Below are 15,828 nucleotides of genomic sequence, written 5' to 3' on the forward strand. Positions count from 1 at the left end.
GTGACGGCGGTAATAACGGCAAGTTTACCCGCATCAGGCGCCAATAAACAAATCGAGCAGCCGATTGAGGAAGCGGCGCCCCAGCGGCGTTACTCGCCAGTATTGCTCGTCTTCGACCAGCAGCTCGAGCCGTATCGCCTCCGATAGCGGGGCGGCGAGCCGCTCCGGGCCAAGGCCGGTCAGCCGGCAGAATTCGTCCCGGGGGATGGGTTCGAACAGGCGCAGCCGGTTCATAAAGTATTCCAGCGACAGATCCTGCGGGGTTATGGGCCAATACTGATCCAGGTAGGGACGTCCCTGCTCCAGGTAGCCCTTGGGATGCTTGACCTTGACGGTGCGCACCAGCTTGCCTTCGAGCGGCAGGGTGATCTTGCCGTGGGCGCCGCAGCCGATACCCAGATAGTCGCCGAAGCGCCAGTAGTTGAGGTTATGCCTGGCTTCATGGCCGGGTCTGGCGTAGGCGGAGACCTCGTACTGGCGGTAGCCCCGGTCCAGCAGCAGGGCATGGCCTTGCTCGAAGATATCGGCCAGCACCTCGTCTTCCGGCAAGGTCGGCGGGCGAGAGGCGAAGGGGGTGTTGGGTTCTATGGTGAGCTGGTACCAGGACAGGTGCGGCGGCGACAGCGCGAGCGCCTGCTCCAGATCGTAGAGGGCGTCTTCCAGACGCTGTTCGGGCAGGCCGTGCATCAGATCCAGGTTGAAGGTATTGAGCCCTACGCTGGTCGCTTCCCGGGCGGCGAAACGGGCCTGCTCCGGGTCGTGGATGCGGCCCAGGCGTCTCAGCTTGTCCGCCTGGAAACTCTGCACGCCGATGGAGATACGGTTGATCCCGGCTTCGCTGAAGCCCCTGAAGCGGCCGGCTTCCACCGTGCCCGGGTTGGCTTCCAGGGTAATTTCGATATTTTCTTCGAAAGGGACGAGCCGCCGCGTGCCGGCCAGCAGCCGGGCGATGGCTTCGGGGCTGAGCAGGCTGGGGGTGCCACCGCCGATGAAGATGCTGTGCAGCCGCCGCCCCTGCACCAGGTGCAAGTCCTGGAACAGGTCGTCGAGCAGCGCTTCGACGTAGTCCTGTTCGGGGATGCCGTCCTTCAGGGCGTGGGAATTGAAGTCGCAGTAGGGGCACTTCTGCACGCACCAGGGAATGTGCACATAGAGGCTGAGCGGCGGTAATTGCAGCATCAGGCTTCCTCTTGCAACAGGGCGTGCAGCTGGCGCAGGGCCTTGCCCCGGTGGCTGAGACGATTCTTTTCCGCCGGGCTCAGCTCGGCCGCGGTCTTGCCGGCCTCGGGCACCAGGAACACGGGATCGTAACCGAAGCCGTGCTCTCCCTGGCGGTGCTCGGTGATGGCACCCCGCCAACTGCCGGTGCAGATCAGCGGGGTGGGGTCCTCGGCGTGGCGCAGGTAAACCAGTACGCACCAGAAGGTGGCCAACCGCAGCCCGGCGGGCAGCCCTTCCAGGTCGGCCAGCAACTGTTTCACATTTTGCTCGTCGGAGGCTCCGGGCCCGGCGAAGCGGGCGGAATAGACCCCGGGGCGGCCGTCCAGAGCGTCCACGGCCAGGCCGGAGTCGTCGGCGATGGCGGGCAAGCCGGTGATGCGTGCCGCGTGGCGGGCCTTGATGATGGCGTTTTCCACGAAGGTGGTGCCGGTTTCCTCGGCGTCCGTCACACCGAATTCACTCTGGGGCACCACCGTCATGCCCAGTTTGCCGAGCAGGCTTTGCAATTCGGCGACTTTCTTGGCGTTGCCGGAGGCCAGGACAATTTGTTTGCTCACCAGGTGTTCCTGTCAGGATAGCTGTGACGACCATGATAACACGGAGGCGGGATGTCGATCCTGTGGCGAGGCCTGCGTCGCAGGCCTCCAGGAGAATTAATCGGTATAGAAGGTATGGCGGAAGGTGAACTGGCCACCCTGTTGCTGGCCCAGGATATCGATGGTGAACAGCACATTGTCTTCATTGCGGTAGGGATATTCGGCGATGTAGTAGATGGCGTCGCCTTCGCGCACCGTCTGGAAGTCCAACCGGCGCACCGTGCCCAGCAGGGTCTTGCCTTCGCCGCTGAGGTTGACCTGCTGGGTCCGGCCTTCGGCATCGGTCACCGCGATGTTGACCAGACCGTTGAAGCGGCTGCGCTCTATGTTGTAGTTGCGCGCCACGTCCGGCGTGAGGAAGGTGGAGGCGAAGGCGCTGTAATGAACGATCCAGTTGCCGACCCGGATTTCCGTGCTGGAGGCCTGGGATGCAAACAGCAGTACCAGGGCCGAGAGGATGAGCTTGAACATGACAGTTCCTTATGGCTGAGAGCGTTATTGTTAGTTTAGGCCGGGTTGGCCAGGAGTTCCGCCAGAAGCGGCGGGATTTCCCGGGGTGAGGTGACGACGACCTTCTTATGGCGGCTGCTCTCCCCGCTCAGCAGCCGCACCTGGGATTTGGCCACCCGGCACTGCTTGGCCAGCCATTTGAGCAGATGGGCGTTGGCCTGGCCATCCACCGGGGGGGCGGTGATGGCCAGTTTGAGCTCGTCGCCGTGCAGACCGAGGAACTGATCCCGGCTGGCCTTGGGTTGCAGGTACAGGCTGAGGTAGAGTCTGTCCTGCTCCAGCCGGACGGCCTGGGTCACAGTTGCCACCAAAGGGGACCAATCAAGTCTCCCATCAGCCAGTTGAGGGCCTGCAGGGCGATAAAGGCCACCAGGATCGACAGGTCCAGGCCACCCATGGGTGGAATGATACGGCGCAGGGGGGCCAGCAGCGGCTCGGTCAACTGGTGCAGCACGTATTCTATCTGGCTGCGGCCCTGGCTGACCCAACTCATCAGGGCGCGAATGATCAGGATCCAGAACAGCATGACCCCGGCCTTCTTCAATACGGTGATAAGGCCGACCAGCACGACCGTGCTCCAGTCCGCATAAAGCAGGTTCATGGCCTTGAACAACAACAGCTTGGCGGTGGCCACCAACACCGCCAGTACCACAGCGGCGAAGTCGATACCGAAAAAGCCGGGTACCAGGCGACGCAGCGGGGTCAGTGGTGGATTGGTAGCCTTGACCACGAACTGGCTGAAGGGGTTGTAGAAATCCGCCCGCACCCACTGCAGCCAGATGCGCAACAGCACCACCATCAGGTAAAGGTCAAAAACGGTATTAATCAGGTAGTAAGCAGTATTCATTATTATTCCTTAGAGCTGCGTTTCCAGTTCCCGGGCGCGGGCTGTGGCGGCGGCCATGGCTTCGGCCACCAGGTGCTCCAGATCCTGTTCCTGGAAGCGGCGAATGGCTGCGGCGGTGGTACCGCCCTTGGAGGTGACCTGGGCTCGAAGCTCGGCCAGGGACAGGCGGGGGTTGGCGGCGACCATATGGGCGGCGCCCAGGGCGGTTTGCTGCACCAGCAGGCGGGCCTCTTCGGTGGAAAAGCCCTGCCTTTCTGCCTCCGTAGCCATGGCTTCCATAAAGAGGAAAAAATAGGCCGGGGCACTACCTGCGGCGGCGATCACCTGGTTGATGCCGTCTTCTTCAGCCACCCAGAGGGTCTTGCCCACCGCTGCCATCATCTGGCCGCAGTAGTTCCGATCGGCCTGGCTTACGTGAGCCCTGGCATAGAGGCCGGTCATGCCGAGGCCCAGCAACGAGGGGGTATTGGGCATGGTGCGGATGATATTGTCGTGGCCGCCGGCCATCTGCTCCAGCCGGGCCACGCTGACGCCGGCGGCGATGGAAACCAGTAGCTTGCCTGTAAAGTCGGCACGGGCCTGTACCAGCTCCGTCAGCATGGCGGCCATCATCTGTGGCTTCACCGCCAGCACCAGGGTTTGAGCCCAGCCGGCGGCTTCCAGATTATCCTGGGTGGTATGGATGCCGAAGTCGGCTTCCAGTGCCTCCAGTTTGGGGCGGGAAGGATTGGCGGCCAGGATCAGATCGGCCGGGTAACCCGACTTGATCAGCCCGGCGATCAGGCTGCGAGACATGTTGCCCGCGCCGATAAAGGCGAGTTTTCTGTGTTCCATCAATGATCACTCAAGGGTTGCGAGAGCCAAATATAGCCGTGCCAACCCTTACCAGGGTACTGCCACAGGCCACTGCGAGTTCTAAATCGTTGCTCATCCCCATCGACAGGGTGTCCAGCTGGGGGTGTTTTTCCGCCATTCTATCAAAGAGTTGCTTCAACTCTAGCAGTTGTGTCCCGAGCTTTTCCCGATCCCCGGTATCTTCGGGTATGGCCATCAGGCCACGCAGGCACAGACCCGGCAAGGCACTGATCTGCCCTGCCAGGGCTTCCACCTGATCCGGGGCCAGGCCGGATTTGCTGGTCTCTCCGCTTACGTTGACCTGCAGGCAGATATTGAGGGGGCGCATATGGACCGGGCGTTGATCGCTGAGACGCTGGGCTATCTTGAGGCGATCCACCGTCTGCACCCAGTCGAAATGCTCGGCCACCTGGCGACTCTTGTTGGATTGCAGCGGGCCGATCAGGTGCCAGCAGATTTCCGGGCAGGCGGTTTTCAGCGTCCTGATTTTGTCGATGCCCTCCTGCACATAGTTTTCGCCGAACTGGCGCTGGCCGGCGGCATAGGCAGCCTGCACATCGGCGGCAGGCCTGGTCTTGCTGACGGCCAGCAGACGGATGTCCGTTTCATTGCGGCCGCATTGACTGGCGGCGCTGGCAATTCTGCCGTGAACTCGTTGCAGCTGCTCTACGATAGTATTCATATAATAAGTAACCGGAAGCGACGGGGATATATTATGGATATTACGGAACTTTTGGCGTTTAGTGTAAAGCATAATGCATCGGATCTGCACCTGTCGGCGGGAGTGCCGCCCTTGATCCGGGTGGACGGTGAGGTACGCAAGATCAATTTACCGGTGCAGGAACACCGGGAAGTACACCGGCTGGTATATGACATCATGAACGATCGCCAGCGCAAGGAGTTGGAGGAAAACCTAGAGATCGACTTTTCCTTCGAACTGCCGGGCCTGGCCCGTTTCCGGGTGAATGCCTACCATCAAGCTCGCGGCGCGGCGGCGGTGTTCCGGATTATCCCGAGCGAAGTCAGAAGCCTGGAGCAGTTGGGAGCCCCCGAGATCTTCCGCCGCATTGCCGAATATCCGCGCGGTCTGGTGCTGGTAACGGGGCCTGCCGGCTCGGGTAAATCCACCACCCTGGCGGCGATGATCGATCATGTCAACGAGAGCTTCAACAAGCATATCCTCACCATTGAGGATCCCATCGAATTCGTGCACGGTAACAAGAAATGTCTGCTCAACCAGCGGGAAGTGCACCGGGATACCCACTCCTTCAGCAACGCGTTGCGTTCGGCGCTCCGGGAAGACCCCGATATTATCCTGGTAGGCGAACTGCGGGATCTGGAAACCATTCGCCTGGCACTGACCGCCGCCGAAACCGGCCATCTGGTGTTCGGTACCCTGCACACCTCCTCGGCGGCCAAGACCATAGATCGTATTATCGATGTCTTCCCCGGTGCCGAGAAAGGCATGGTACGTTCCATGCTGTCCGAGTCGCTGCGGGCGGTGATCTCCCAGACCCTGCTCAAGAAGGTGAACGGTGGCCGTATTGCCGCCCACGAGATCATGCTGGGTACCCCGGCCATCCGCAACCTGATCCGCGAAGACAAGGTGGCGCAGATGTATTCGGTGATCCAGACCGGCATGGCCCACGGCATGCAAACCATGGATCAGTGCCTCAAGCTGCTGGTCAGCAGCGGCAGGGTGGCGCCGGTGGATGCCCGGACCAAGGCGGTAGACCCGCAAGGCATCTGATCGTCGGTGCCGGAGCGGGGGCGAACCCATCGATACCAGGTCAGTAAACGAACAACCGGAGGTGGACATGGAATTGACGCCTTTATTGAATGCCATGCTGGCACAGCAGGCATCGGATATGTATATATCGGCGGGCATTCCGCCCACCGTCAAGGTGCAGGGCCGGCTGCTGCCGGTTGGTGCGGATCCACTCACCGCGGCCCAGTCTTTGGCTTTGATTGAATCTTGCATGAATGAGAGCTGGCGTCTCCGGTTTCATCAACATAAAGAAGCCAACTTCGCCATGACCGAAGCCAACCTCGGCCGTTTCCGGGTCAGTGCCTTCTGGCAGCAGGAAAAGGCGGGCATGGTGATACGGCGTATCGAGAGCCATATTCCCACCTTTGAAGAGCTGTATCTGCCCGACACCTTGCGTGAAGTGGCCATGACCAAGCGCGGTCTGGTGCTGTTGGTGGGCGGAACCGGGACCGGCAAGTCCACCACTCAGGCGGCGATGATCGGCCACCGCAACCGCCATGCCGGCGGACATATCCTTACCATCGAGGACCCGGTGGAATACGTCCACCAGCATGGCCAGTCCATCGTGACCCAGCGGGAGGTGGGCATCGACACCGAGTCGTTCGGTGCCGCCCTGAAAAGCGCCCTGCGCCAGGCGCCGGATGTGATCGTCATCGGCGAGATCCGGTCGGAAGAAACCATGGGCTTCGCCCTGTCCTTTGCCGAAACCGGCCATCTGTGCATGGCTACCCTGCATGCCAACAACGCCAACCAGGCGCTGGACCGGATTATGCATCTGGTGCCGGAAAGCAAGCACCGTCAATTGCTGTTCGATCTGTCGTTCAACCTTAAGGCGGTCGTGGCCCAGCAGCTGATTCCCTCCCTCGATGGCATTCAGCGCCGGGGTGCCTTCGAGATCCTGCTCAATACCCCGCTGGTGGCGGACCTGATCCGCCAGGGCGAGATGCATCGGCTGAAGGACATCATGGCCAAATCTCGTGAGTTGGGTATGCAGACCTTCGACCAGGCGTTGTTTGACCTCTACACCCGGCAGCATATAGGCTACTCCGAAGCTCTGGCCCATGCCGACTCGCCCAACGATCTGCGGTTGATGATCAAACTGCACGGCGGCGGTGAACTGGATGCCGGCCTGCTCGATAACGTGACGATAGAATCTTAGAGGACTCTCATGCTGATAGTGGTTTCCCCCGCCAAAACCCTGGATTACGACACCCCGCCGGTCATTGCCGACTACAGCCTGCCCGAACTGCTGGATCACTCCGCCGGGTTGATCGAACGGGCCCGGCAACTGACGCCGGCGGAGATCGGCAAGTTGATGAGTATCAGCGACAAGCTGGCCGGGCTCAACGCCGCCCGCTTTGCCGACTGGCAGCCGGACTTCACCCCTGCCAACGCCAAACAGGCGATACTGGCATTCAAGGGCGACGTTTATACCGGGCTGGAGGCCGAGACCCTGAGCCGGGATGACTTTGTCTTTGCCCAGCGCCACCTGCGTATGCTGTCCGGTTTGTACGGGGTGCTGCGGCCGCTGGATCTGATGCAGCCCTACCGGCTGGAGATGGGCACTAAACTGTACAACGATCGGGGCACGGATCTGTACCGGTTCTGGGGTGACATCATCACCGACAAGCTCAACCAGGCCATGGCGGAACAGGGTGACAACGTGCTGATCAACCTGGCCTCCAATGAGTATTTCAAAGCGGTGAAACCGAAAAAGCTGGACGGGCAGATCGTGACCCCGATATTCAAGGACGGCAAGAACGGCCAGTACAAGGTGATCAGTTTCTATGCCAAGAAGGCGAGGGGCATGATGGCGCGTTACATCATCGAGCACCGGCTGACCGAGGTAAGCCAGCTCGCCGCCTTCGACAGCGCAGGCTATGACTTTGTGGAAGCCGAGTCCTCTTCCACCGAGTTGGTGTTCAAGCGGGAAGAGCAATAAAAAAAGAAAGCGGCCGGAACTTTTTGTTCCAGCCGCTTTCTATACTGAGTGTCTACTGCATTTTCAGAAACTCTTCTTCATTTTAACCGGCCCGATGGCCGGTTTTTTATTGCCGTCATCCCGGCTTGAACTGCTCGATGCGGCGCCGGTCATGACCTTGGCGCCGCTCCGCCTTGTGCGGCTCCCTGCGGATCAGATCCCGGCGGTCCAGAAGCTTGCGCCGCTGCTCCCGGCGCAGATCCGGGTCAGAGTAATCAGTGAACATGACCATACCTCCGTTTTTTCTCTAAGCATAGTCAAGCGGTTCTGGCTTGCCGCGGCCCTTTATTCGCCGGCTTTTTTTTCCTGAGCCCATTTGGGTTTGCCCTTGGCCTTCTGATCGCGCTGCCTGATCTTTTTCTTCGGTTGCTCGGCTTTCTTATTCTTGCCATCGTTCACTTTTTTCTTGCGTGTCGTGACGCTGGCTTCCTTGTGCTTGGGGCGCAGTTCGTCGATGACCCGGCGCTTGAGCTTCTGCTCGGTGTAGCGTTCGACCTTGACCACCATCGGCATGTCGTGGGCCTCCACCAGGTTGATGGCGGTCCCCTTGCGACCGGCCCGGCCGGTGCGGCCGATACGGTGTACGTATACGTCGGCGGTGCGTGGCATATCAAAGTTGATCACATGGCTGACCTCGGGCAGGTCGATGCCTCGCGCCGCCACGTCGGTGGCCACCAGGATATTGACCTTGCCGTTGCGGAAGCGGCGCAGCGCCTCGAAGCGTTTTTCCTGATCCATCTCGCCACGCAGCCAGGCGTTGTCCAGCCCTTCCTGCTGCAGCCGGCTGGCCAGCTCCATCAGCCGATCGCGGGTTTTCACGAAGACGATGCTGCGGGTGACGTCCGGCTGGCGCAGCAAATGGACCAGCAAGGCGAACTTGTGTTCGGGATCGTCCGCCAGGTGCAGCCATTGGGTGATTTTCTTGCGCTCGCTGCGCGGGGGCTCGGCGGTGACTTCCACCGGCTCCTTCAGAATATCGGCGGCAAATTTGGTCAGGCCATGGCCTTCGAGGGTGGCGGAAAACAGCATGGTCTGGCGGCGCCAGCGGGCCTCGGCGGCGATACGATCCACATCCCCGATAAACCCCATGTCGAGCATGCGATCCGCCTCGTCCAGGATCAGCATTTCGATATCCCGGCTGTCGAAGGATTCTTCTTCTATATACTGCAACAGCCGGCCCGGGGTGGCCACCACGATGTCGGTAGTCTTGGTGAGGGCGGGCAGGTGTTTTTCACTGTTCACCCCGCCGGTGATCACTTCTACCCTCAGCCCGGTTTCCTTGAGCATGGCTTTGGCATCGTCGGCGATTTGCTTGGCCAACTCGCGGGTGGGCGTCAGGATCAGGATTCGGGCCGGGCCGGCCTGGCGCCGGGGAAAATCCAGCAGGTGCTGACAGACCGGCAGCAGGAAGGCGGCGGTCTTGCCGGTGCCGGTGGGGGCCGAGGCCATGATGTCCCGGCCGCTCATGGCTTCGGGAATGACCTGGCTCTGAATGGTGGTGGGCCTGGCATAGCCCATGCGTGCCAGGGCGCGTACCAGAATGGGGTCCAGTTCCAGTTGCTCGAAGGTCATACTGCTCATGATCGATCTCGTCAGCCTAAAAGGCGGGTATTATAGGCGAACTCGGATAAAAAAGCCTGACAGGATCATCATGAGCGGCCGCGGTTTTACCTTTAAGCAATTTCATATCAATCACGACAGGTGCGCCATGAAAGTAGGCACCGACGGCATCCTGCTCGGGGCCTGGGCGCCGCTGGGGCCGGCTCGTCGTATTCTGGATATCGGCACCGGCTCGGGTCTGGTAGCGCTGATGTTGGCCCAGCGTAGCGAACCCGGGGTCCGGATCTCCGGACTGGAGCTGGATCGGATCGCGGCTGGCCAGGCAGCAGAAAACGTGGCTGCTTCGCCCTGGCCGGACAAGGTCAACATTATCGGCGGCGCCCTGCAGGCGTTCGAGGCCGAGCCATTCGACCTGATTGTGTCCAATCCGCCCTACTTCGAGCACGGCCAGTCGTTCGATTGTCCGGCCCGGGCCAGTGCTCGCCATACCGGCAGTCTGAGCCTGGCGGAGCTGTTTTCTCATAGTAAACGTTTGCTTACTGCCGATGGCAGATTATCCGTGGTTTTACCACCACAGACGCGGGAGGAGGCGATGGAACAGGCCGAGTTAAACGGCTTTTATTTAATCGAAAGGCGGGACGTCGTCACTAGGGAGGGGAAAAGTCCTGGTCGTTTTTTATTACAGTTCTGCAGCATTAAGCACTGTTTTAAAGCGGGTGAAATTGTCATTAATACTATAAAAAATGAGTATGGCGACATATATAAGGGAATGGTCTCGCCCTTCTATTTGAAGATGTAAATTTTGCCTTGAATCTGATTTTCACATCATTATGCTACTGGCCAGCTCGGCGCGTGCCAGTTTTTAGTATTTTCCAACTGATGGCTGGCAGCGTGTCGTATTGTTATTTCGCTTGGTTTCCAAATGAAGCCTGCACTGTGCGGACAGCCGCAATGAGGTTTGCTGTGAACAGATCCTTATCCACTTTTGATATCATGGGCTTAGGGTTTATGACCTTCGCCTTCTTCCTGGGCGCCGGTAATATCATTTTCCCGCCCCTGGCCGGTTTCCTGGCCGGTGAGCACCTGAGCAGTGCCATGTTCGGCTTTCTGATCACGGCGGTCGGCCTGCCACTGGCAGGGTTGATCGCCGCCGCCCTGGCCGGTGGTGGCCTGCCGACCATGGGCCGTTATCTGCCCCCCGTGGTGGTGACTGTTATGGCTTGTGCCATTTTCATCATCATAGGCCCGGCCTTCGCCGCGCCCCGTACCGGCCTGGTGGCCTTCGAAATGGGCGTCAAGCCTTTCCTGGACAATCCGGGCCAGGCCTCTCTCACCCTGTATACCATCGCCTTTTTCGGTGTGGCATTGTTGCTCTCTCTCAGTCAGGGCCGGTTATTGGAAGCGGTGGGTAAGTTGCTGACCCCGATACTGCTGTTGCTGTTGATCATTCTGGCCATCGCCGTCTTCGTCAATCCTCAGGGCACCCAGCCCGAGGTGGCCGCAGCCTATATGAGCCAGCCGTTCGTGAAAGGTTTTATCGAAGGCTATAACACCATGGATACCTTCGCGTCTCTGCTGTTCGCCATCCTGATCCTGGACGTGCTGCGCAAGAAAGGCGTGACCGAACCTCGCGCCCAGTCCCGCTATCTGATGATGGCCGCACTGATTGCCGCCGCCGGCCTGGGTTTTGTTTATACTTCCCTGTTCATTCTGGGCGGTACCAGCCTGGGTGTGGTGGAGTCCGCCAGCAACGGCGGCGAGATTATCAGCGCCTATGTCTTGGCCCTGTTTGGCGTCCCCGGCCTGTGGATCCTGGCGGGCATCGTTACCCTGGCCTGCCTGACTACGGCCGTGGGCCTGATCTCCTCCTGTGCCGACTATTTCCACAACCTGACCGGCAAGGGCGGCTACCGCCGTTGGGTGGTGATAATTGCGCTGGCTTGCATGCTGGTAGCCAACGTCGGCCTGAACACCCTGATCGCCGTGTCCATTCCCATTCTGGTGGCGCTGTATCCGGTGGCTATTGCCCTGGTGCTGGCCACCTTCCTGCGGCCGTTGATGAAATCGCCGGTGTTCGCCTTCCGCCTTATCATCGCCGTATCCCTGGCGTTTGGTCTGCTCGACGGCATGCAGGCCGCGGGCCTGAACATGAGTCTGTTCGGCTTCCTGCCGCTGTTCGGTGTCGGCATGGCCTGGGTACTGCCCACCCTTGTCGCCGCCGTGGTCGGCCTGATGGGGGGCAGGGCCCGGGAAGAAGCCGTGGCCTGAGTCGACAAGGGTTAGCCATGGTTCCAAGGGGCGGCATTGAGCCGCCCCTTTTGCTTTGGGGAGCAAGACAGGAAGAGCGGTAGGGAAAGGTGTCGTTTGATCCCGATCAATCATTGTCTAGATAAAATTGATAATGATTACTATTTGATTTAAGTTGAGGGCGATCTTCAACCTGACTTCGAGGAAACCATGATGAAATCCCTTTCGCTGCCCGCCTTCTCCGCCCTGACCTTGCTGCTGGCATCCCATGCCCAGGCCGACACCCGCCCGGATCATTACAAGGGCGAGCCCGCCGATACCCTGGTGCAGGCGGTGGCCAACTTTTCTGAATACAACACCAAACTGGCCGAAGTGCTGGCGGGGGAACTGACGCCGGCTGCCCTGAACGAGGTGCACCAGCTTACCTACACCCTGGAAAACGCCCTGACCAAAATAAATGAAGAGACCGCGGCCCTGGCGGAGACCCTGGAGGAAGTGCATATCGCCTCCGAGACCAATCAGCCCCAGGTGGTCAAGGACAGGGGCGAGGCCTATCTCGAGGTGTCCCGTACCCTTATTCGCTGAGCAAGGAGCCTTGGTTATACCCGGCGTTGATTGTGGGGCGGCCATCGGGCCGCCTTTTCTTTTGCCGGGTCTATACACTTGATGGGGGATACTCGGAGGGAGGAGGTGATGGAGATGGATGCGGTACAGGATTTTCTGCTGTGGTGCCTGGGGATAAACTACGGCATTCTGCTGATCTGGTTTATGGTGTTCTGTTTTGCCAGGGAGTGGATGCACCGGCTGCACGGACGCTGGTTCCGCCTTGCGCCCGGGCAGTTCGATGCCCTCCACTACGCCGCTATGGCGGCGTACAAGATCGGGATATTGCTGTTTAACTTGGTGCCCTGGCTGGCGCTGAAAATGGTGTTCTAGGCCATTACAGGGCGGCGATTTCTTCCAGTATCTGGGTTACCCAGGCCTGGATGCGGGCATCGGTGTCGTCGTACTGGTTGGCCTCGTCCAGCGACAAGCCGACAAAGTAGCGGCCGTCGTCGGTGAGCGCCTTGGAGGCTTCGAACTCGTAGCCCTGGTTGGGCCAGTAGCCAACGATGGTAGCGCCGCGGGCAGCGACCTTGTCGTGCAGCAGGCCGAGCGCATCCTGAAACCACTCGCCATAGCCCAGTTGATCGCCCATGCCGAACAGGGCGACCACCCGGCCGTCCAGCTCCAACTGGTCCACTTCGTCCCAGTGGGACTCCCAGTCTTCCTGCAGTTCGCCGAAATCCCAGGTGGAGATGCCGAGGATCAGGATGGGGTAGACTTCGGCGCGCTTGAGCGGCACATCCTTGATATTATGCAGTTCGACCAGCTCGGCGCCGAGCTGGTCGCGGATTTTCTCGGCGGCCATTTCGGTATAGCAGGTGGTAGAGCCGTAAAAGAGACCGATATTCATGGGGTTCCGTTATCTCAACAGACAATGGCCCTATCATAACAGAAGCCCGCGCACAGGGCAGAGCCCGGAGTAACCATGAGCTATCCCCTGGTGGAACAATTCGTCGACGCCCTCTGGCTGGAGAAGGGGCTGTCCGACAACACCCTGGCTTCCTACCGCAGCGATTTGACCCACTTCGCCGCCTGGCTGGACGGTGAGGGCAGCAGTCTGCTGGCGGTAGACGGCCTGACCCTGCAGCAGTACCTGGCGCACCGGCTGGATCTGGGCTTCAAGGCCAGCAGTACGGCGCGCATGCTGAGTGTGCTGCGCCGTTTCTTCCAGTACCTGCACCGGGAGCAGCTGCGCGCCGACGATCCCAGCGTGCTGATCGCCGGCCCCAAGCTGCCCAAGCGGCTGCCCAAGGATCTGAGCGAAGAGCAGGTGTCCCGGCTGCTGCAGGCGCCGGAGGTGGGTGATCCCCTGGAGCTGCGCGACAAGGCGATGCTGGAACTGCTGTACGCCACCGGCCTGAGGGTGAGTGAGCTGGTGAGCCTGTCGATGGAAAGCATCAGCCTGCGCCAGGGCCTGGTGCGGGTGACCGGCAAAGGCAACAAGGATCGGCTGGTGCCCATGGGCGAAGAGGCGTTGTACTGGCTGAGCCGCTACTTGAAGGAGGCGCGGGGGGCGCTGTTGGGCGAGCAGCCGTCGGACGTGGTGTTCCCCTCGCGTCGGGCCCGGCAGATGACCCGGCAGACCTTCTGGCACCGTATCAAGCATTATGCCCTGCGTGCCAGCATTACTATGGAACTGTCGCCCCACACCCTGCGCCATGCCTTCGCCACCCACCTGCTCAACCACGGCGCCGACCTGCGGGTGGTGCAGCTGCTGCTGGGGCATTCGGACTTGTCCACCACCCAGATCTATACCCATGTGGCCACCCACCGGCTCAACGCCCTGCACGAGCAGCATCATCCCAGGGGATAAGCCGCCTGCGGTGGAGCGTTGCAAATTCTCCACCGCGCGGTTAGTGTTATCGGCCCGTTTAAAAACAAGTCAGCCCATGTCCGTCCGTTCCCGATTGCCCATCCGCCGGCGTGAAGTCGCGCCCCATCAGTTGCCCGCCGAACTTTCCCCCCTGCTGCAGCGGCTCTATGCCAGCCGCGGCGTGGTGCTTCCCGAACAGCTCAACCTGCAGGCCGGCGCCTTGCTCAAGCCCGGCTTCAAGGGCATGGCGGAGGCGGTGTCCTTGTTGGAGCAGGCTCTGATTGAGCAGCGCAACATCCTGATAGTGGGCGATTTTGACTGCGACGGTGCCACCAGCTCGGCGTTGATGGTGCACGGCCTGCGCGCCATGGGCGCGCGGCGGATCAATTACCTGGTGCCCAACCGCTTCGACTACGGCTACGGCCTGAGCCCCCAGGTAGTGGCAGAGGCGTCGGCCCTGGGCGCCGAGCTGCTGATCACCGTGGACAACGGCATTTCCAGCATCCAGGGGGTGGCGGCGGCCAAGGCGGCGGGCATGCAGGTGATTGTCACCGATCACCACCTGCCCGGCGAGGAAACGCCTGAGGCGGACGCCATCGTCAATCCCAACCAGCGCGGCTGTGACTTTCCCTCCAAGAACCTGGCCGGGGTCGGTGTGGCCTTCTATCTGTTGCTGGCGCTGCGCTCGACCCTGAGTCAGCACGGCTGGTTCGAGCGACAGGGGATCACGGCACCCAATATGGCGGATTACCTGGATCTGGTGGCGCTCGGTACGGTGGCGGACGTGGTGGCACTGGACGGCAACAACCGGGTGCTGGTGCACCAGGGCCTGCAACGGATGCGCGCCGGCCGGATCCGGCCCGGTATCCAGGCGTTGATCGACATTTCCGGGCGCAGCCAGGCGCGGCTGGTGGCCACGGATCTCGGTTTTGCCCTGGGTCCCCGGCTCAACGCCGTGGGACGGCTCGACGACATGTCGATGGGGGTGGCCTGCCTGCTCAGCGACAACCTGGACGAAGCCCGCCGACTGGCGGCGCTGATGGACGAGCTCAACCGGGAACGCAAGGCCATCGAAGCGAGCATGCAGCAGGAGGCCCTGGCCAGCCTGGCCCGGGTGCGCATCAATGACGGCGAACTGCCCGCCGGCCTGGTGCTGCACCAGGACGACTGGCACCAAGGGGTGGTGGGGCTGGTGGCCTCGCGCATCAAGGAACGTTACTTCCGCCCGGTGATCGCCTTTGCCGAAGCGGGCGAGGACGAACTCAAGGGCTCGGGTCGCTCCATTCCCGGGGTGCACCTGCGGGATTTGCTGGAGGCCATCAACAGCCGCCACCCGGGTCTGATCGCCAAGTTCGGCGGTCACGCCATGGCGGCGGGGCTGTCGTTGAGCAAGGCGGCGCTGGCGCCGTTCAAGGTGGCGTTCGAGCAGATGGTGGACGAATGGGTCAACCCCGAGCTGCTGGCCGGGGAAATCCTGAGCGACGGCGAACTGACGGTACAGGAGTTGACCCTGGAGCTGGCCGAACAACTGCGCTTTGCCGGCCCCTGGGGCCAGGCCTTTCCCGATCCCCTGTTCGACGGTGAGTTCCGTATCATCCAGCAGCGGCTGGTGGGAGAGAAGCACCTCAAGCTGGTGCTGAGTCCGGACGAGGGACGCACCGTTCTCGACGCCATCGCCTTCAACGTGGATCTGGGCGTCTGGCCCAACGCCGCCATCCAGAAGGTAGAGCTGGCCTACAAGCTGGATGTGAACGAATGGAAGGGGCGGCGCCAGCTGCAACTGCTGGTGGAGCAGTTGGCACCGCTGTAAGTTGCTGAAGGCGT

The 15,828-nt window shown here is 61.0% G+C and carries 19 protein-coding genes; 9 read left to right on the forward strand and 10 right to left on the reverse strand.

Annotation, left to right across the window (positions count from 1 at the left end; all coding sequences use genetic code 11):
* Positions 1–33: 33 nt before the first annotated feature.
* The 7 genes from hemW to ACEVBK_RS02245 all read right to left on the reverse strand — a co-directional run bounded on the left by hemW (position 34) and on the right by ACEVBK_RS02245 (position 4,711).
* Positions 34–1,179, reverse strand: coding sequence for a radical SAM family heme chaperone HemW (gene hemW / locus ACEVBK_RS02215; RefSeq protein ID WP_375056990.1), 1,146 nt, complete (start codon positions 1,177–1,179; stop codon positions 34–36).
* Positions 1,179–1,778: an RdgB/HAM1 family non-canonical purine NTP pyrophosphatase gene (rdgB, locus tag ACEVBK_RS02220; RefSeq protein WP_375056991.1), complete on the reverse strand. Its 600-nt coding sequence runs from the start codon at positions 1,776–1,778 to the stop codon at positions 1,179–1,181. The genes hemW and rdgB overlap by 1 nt, the downstream gene beginning before the upstream one ends.
* Positions 1,779–1,874: 96 nt before the next feature.
* Positions 1,875–2,288, reverse strand: coding sequence for a DUF4426 domain-containing protein (locus tag ACEVBK_RS02225; protein ID WP_375056992.1), 414 nt, complete (start codon positions 2,286–2,288; stop codon positions 1,875–1,877).
* Between the two features lie 35 nt (positions 2,289–2,323).
* The gene (gene yggU, locus ACEVBK_RS02230) at positions 2,324–2,635 is read right to left on the reverse strand and encodes a DUF167 family protein YggU (RefSeq protein ID WP_375056993.1); all 312 of its coding nucleotides are present in this window, start codon (positions 2,633–2,635) and stop codon (positions 2,324–2,326) included.
* Entirely contained in the window at positions 2,623–3,174 is a 552-nt protein-coding gene (locus ACEVBK_RS02235; protein WP_375056994.1) for a YggT family protein, read from the reverse strand. Before ACEVBK_RS02235 ends, yggU begins: the two co-directional genes overlap by 13 nt.
* Before the next feature lie 9 nt (positions 3,175–3,183).
* Positions 3,184–4,008: a pyrroline-5-carboxylate reductase gene (proC, locus tag ACEVBK_RS02240; protein WP_375056995.1), complete on the reverse strand. Its 825-nt coding sequence runs from the start codon at positions 4,006–4,008 to the stop codon at positions 3,184–3,186.
* A gap of 10 nt (positions 4,009–4,018) precedes the next feature.
* The gene (locus ACEVBK_RS02245; RefSeq protein ID WP_375056996.1) at positions 4,019–4,711 is read right to left on the reverse strand and encodes a YggS family pyridoxal phosphate-dependent enzyme; all 693 of its coding nucleotides are present in this window, start codon (positions 4,709–4,711) and stop codon (positions 4,019–4,021) included.
* Positions 4,712–4,744: 33 nt separating this feature from the next.
* Here ACEVBK_RS02245 and ACEVBK_RS02250 point away from each other — a divergent pair, with 33 nt between their 5' ends.
* From ACEVBK_RS02250 to yaaA, 3 genes are all read left to right on the forward strand, one after another.
* Positions 4,745–5,779: a type IV pilus twitching motility protein PilT gene (locus tag ACEVBK_RS02250; protein ID WP_375056997.1), complete on the forward strand. Its 1,035-nt coding sequence runs from the start codon at positions 4,745–4,747 to the stop codon at positions 5,777–5,779.
* A gap of 67 nt (positions 5,780–5,846) precedes the next feature.
* A complete protein-coding gene (locus tag ACEVBK_RS02255; protein ID WP_375056998.1) occupies positions 5,847–6,956 on the forward strand; it encodes a PilT/PilU family type 4a pilus ATPase in 1,110 nt (369 codons plus the stop codon).
* A gap of 9 nt (positions 6,957–6,965) precedes the next feature.
* A complete protein-coding gene (yaaA, locus tag ACEVBK_RS02260; protein ID WP_375056999.1) occupies positions 6,966–7,739 on the forward strand; it encodes a peroxide stress protein YaaA in 774 nt (257 codons plus the stop codon).
* 115 nt (positions 7,740–7,854) lie between these two features.
* Here yaaA and ACEVBK_RS02265 read toward each other — a convergent pair whose 3' ends face one another.
* Together ACEVBK_RS02265 and srmB are read right to left on the reverse strand one after the other, a co-directional pair.
* On the reverse strand, positions 7,855–8,004 hold the full coding sequence (locus ACEVBK_RS02265) for a hypothetical protein (RefSeq protein ID WP_375057000.1): 150 nt from the start codon (positions 8,002–8,004) through the stop codon (positions 7,855–7,857).
* A gap of 59 nt (positions 8,005–8,063) precedes the next feature.
* Positions 8,064–9,359 (reverse strand): ATP-dependent RNA helicase SrmB, encoded by a 1,296-nt coding sequence (gene srmB, locus ACEVBK_RS02270; RefSeq protein WP_375057001.1) that lies wholly within the window; start codon positions 9,357–9,359, stop codon positions 8,064–8,066.
* A 70-nt stretch (positions 9,360–9,429) separates the two neighbouring features.
* Here srmB and ACEVBK_RS02275 point away from each other — a divergent pair, with 70 nt between their 5' ends.
* From ACEVBK_RS02275 to ACEVBK_RS02290, 4 genes are all read left to right on the forward strand, one after another.
* A complete protein-coding gene (locus tag ACEVBK_RS02275; protein ID WP_375058498.1) occupies positions 9,430–10,137 on the forward strand; it encodes a tRNA1(Val) (adenine(37)-N6)-methyltransferase in 708 nt (235 codons plus the stop codon).
* Between the two features lie 152 nt (positions 10,138–10,289).
* Complete coding sequence (brnQ, locus tag ACEVBK_RS02280; RefSeq protein WP_375057002.1) at positions 10,290–11,606, forward strand: branched-chain amino acid transport system II carrier protein; 1,317 nt, start codon at positions 10,290–10,292, stop codon at positions 11,604–11,606.
* A 189-nt stretch (positions 11,607–11,795) separates the two neighbouring features.
* Positions 11,796–12,170 carry a DUF6746 family protein gene (locus ACEVBK_RS02285; RefSeq protein ID WP_375057003.1) on the forward strand — a complete coding sequence of 125 codons (375 nt, stop codon included), beginning with the start codon at positions 11,796–11,798 and terminating at the stop codon, positions 12,168–12,170.
* A gap of 108 nt (positions 12,171–12,278) precedes the next feature.
* Entirely contained in the window at positions 12,279–12,521 is a 243-nt protein-coding gene (locus tag ACEVBK_RS02290) for a DUF6868 family protein (protein ID WP_375057004.1), read from the forward strand.
* A gap of 4 nt (positions 12,522–12,525) precedes the next feature.
* Here ACEVBK_RS02290 and fldB read toward each other — a convergent pair whose 3' ends face one another.
* Entirely contained in the window at positions 12,526–13,041 is a 516-nt protein-coding gene (gene fldB / locus ACEVBK_RS02295; RefSeq protein ID WP_375057005.1) for a flavodoxin FldB, read from the reverse strand.
* Between the two features lie 75 nt (positions 13,042–13,116).
* Between fldB and xerD the strand changes: the two genes are divergently transcribed.
* Together xerD and recJ are read left to right on the forward strand one after the other, a co-directional pair.
* A complete protein-coding gene (xerD, locus tag ACEVBK_RS02300) occupies positions 13,117–14,004 on the forward strand; it encodes a site-specific tyrosine recombinase XerD (protein ID WP_375057006.1) in 888 nt (295 codons plus the stop codon).
* Between the two features lie 76 nt (positions 14,005–14,080).
* Positions 14,081–15,814, forward strand: a complete 1,734-nt coding sequence (gene recJ / locus ACEVBK_RS02305; RefSeq protein WP_375057007.1) for a single-stranded-DNA-specific exonuclease RecJ — start codon at positions 14,081–14,083, stop codon at positions 15,812–15,814.
* Positions 15,815–15,828 lie beyond the last annotated feature (14 nt).

The sequence above is a fragment of the Zobellella sp. DQSA1 genome, assembly GCF_041950555.1.
In the GTDB taxonomy this organism is placed as follows: Bacteria; Pseudomonadota; Gammaproteobacteria; order Enterobacterales; family Aeromonadaceae; genus Oceanimonas.

What these genes read in the sequence shown, in the direction of transcription:
- yaaA (WP_375056999.1), top strand. Translation starts at nt 6,966, where the DNA reads ATGCTGATAGTGGTTTCCCCCGCCAAAACCCTGGATTACGACACCCCG.
- ACEVBK_RS02250 (WP_375056997.1), top strand. Translation starts at nt 4,745, where the DNA reads ATGGATATTACGGAACTTTTGGCGTTTAGTGTAAAGCATAATGCATCG.
- ACEVBK_RS02245 (WP_375056996.1), bottom strand. Translation starts at nt 4,711, where the DNA reads ATGAATACTATCGTAGAGCAGCTGCAACGAGTTCACGGCAGAATTGCC.
- ACEVBK_RS02290 (WP_375057004.1), top strand. Translation starts at nt 12,279, where the DNA reads ATGGAGATGGATGCGGTACAGGATTTTCTGCTGTGGTGCCTGGGGATA.
- ACEVBK_RS02225 (WP_375056992.1), bottom strand. Translation starts at nt 2,288, where the DNA reads ATGTTCAAGCTCATCCTCTCGGCCCTGGTACTGCTGTTTGCATCCCAG.
- xerD (WP_375057006.1), top strand. Translation starts at nt 13,117, where the DNA reads ATGAGCTATCCCCTGGTGGAACAATTCGTCGACGCCCTCTGGCTGGAG.
- ACEVBK_RS02265 (WP_375057000.1), bottom strand. Translation starts at nt 8,004, where the DNA reads ATGTTCACTGATTACTCTGACCCGGATCTGCGCCGGGAGCAGCGGCGC.
- ACEVBK_RS02235 (WP_375056994.1), bottom strand. Translation starts at nt 3,174, where the DNA reads ATGAATACTGCTTACTACCTGATTAATACCGTTTTTGACCTTTACCTG.
- proC (WP_375056995.1), bottom strand. Translation starts at nt 4,008, where the DNA reads ATGGAACACAGAAAACTCGCCTTTATCGGCGCGGGCAACATGTCTCGC.
- recJ (WP_375057007.1), top strand. Translation starts at nt 14,081, where the DNA reads ATGTCCGTCCGTTCCCGATTGCCCATCCGCCGGCGTGAAGTCGCGCCC.
- fldB (WP_375057005.1), bottom strand. Translation starts at nt 13,041, where the DNA reads ATGAATATCGGTCTCTTTTACGGCTCTACCACCTGCTATACCGAAATG.
- ACEVBK_RS02255 (WP_375056998.1), top strand. Translation starts at nt 5,847, where the DNA reads ATGGAATTGACGCCTTTATTGAATGCCATGCTGGCACAGCAGGCATCG.
- srmB (WP_375057001.1), bottom strand. Translation starts at nt 9,359, where the DNA reads ATGAGCAGTATGACCTTCGAGCAACTGGAACTGGACCCCATTCTGGTA.
- ACEVBK_RS02285 (WP_375057003.1), top strand. Translation starts at nt 11,796, where the DNA reads ATGATGAAATCCCTTTCGCTGCCCGCCTTCTCCGCCCTGACCTTGCTG.
- hemW (WP_375056990.1), bottom strand. Translation starts at nt 1,179, where the DNA reads ATGCTGCAATTACCGCCGCTCAGCCTCTATGTGCACATTCCCTGGTGC.
- ACEVBK_RS02275 (WP_375058498.1), top strand. Translation starts at nt 9,430, where the DNA reads ATGAGCGGCCGCGGTTTTACCTTTAAGCAATTTCATATCAATCACGAC.
- brnQ (WP_375057002.1), top strand. Translation starts at nt 10,290, where the DNA reads ATGAGGTTTGCTGTGAACAGATCCTTATCCACTTTTGATATCATGGGC.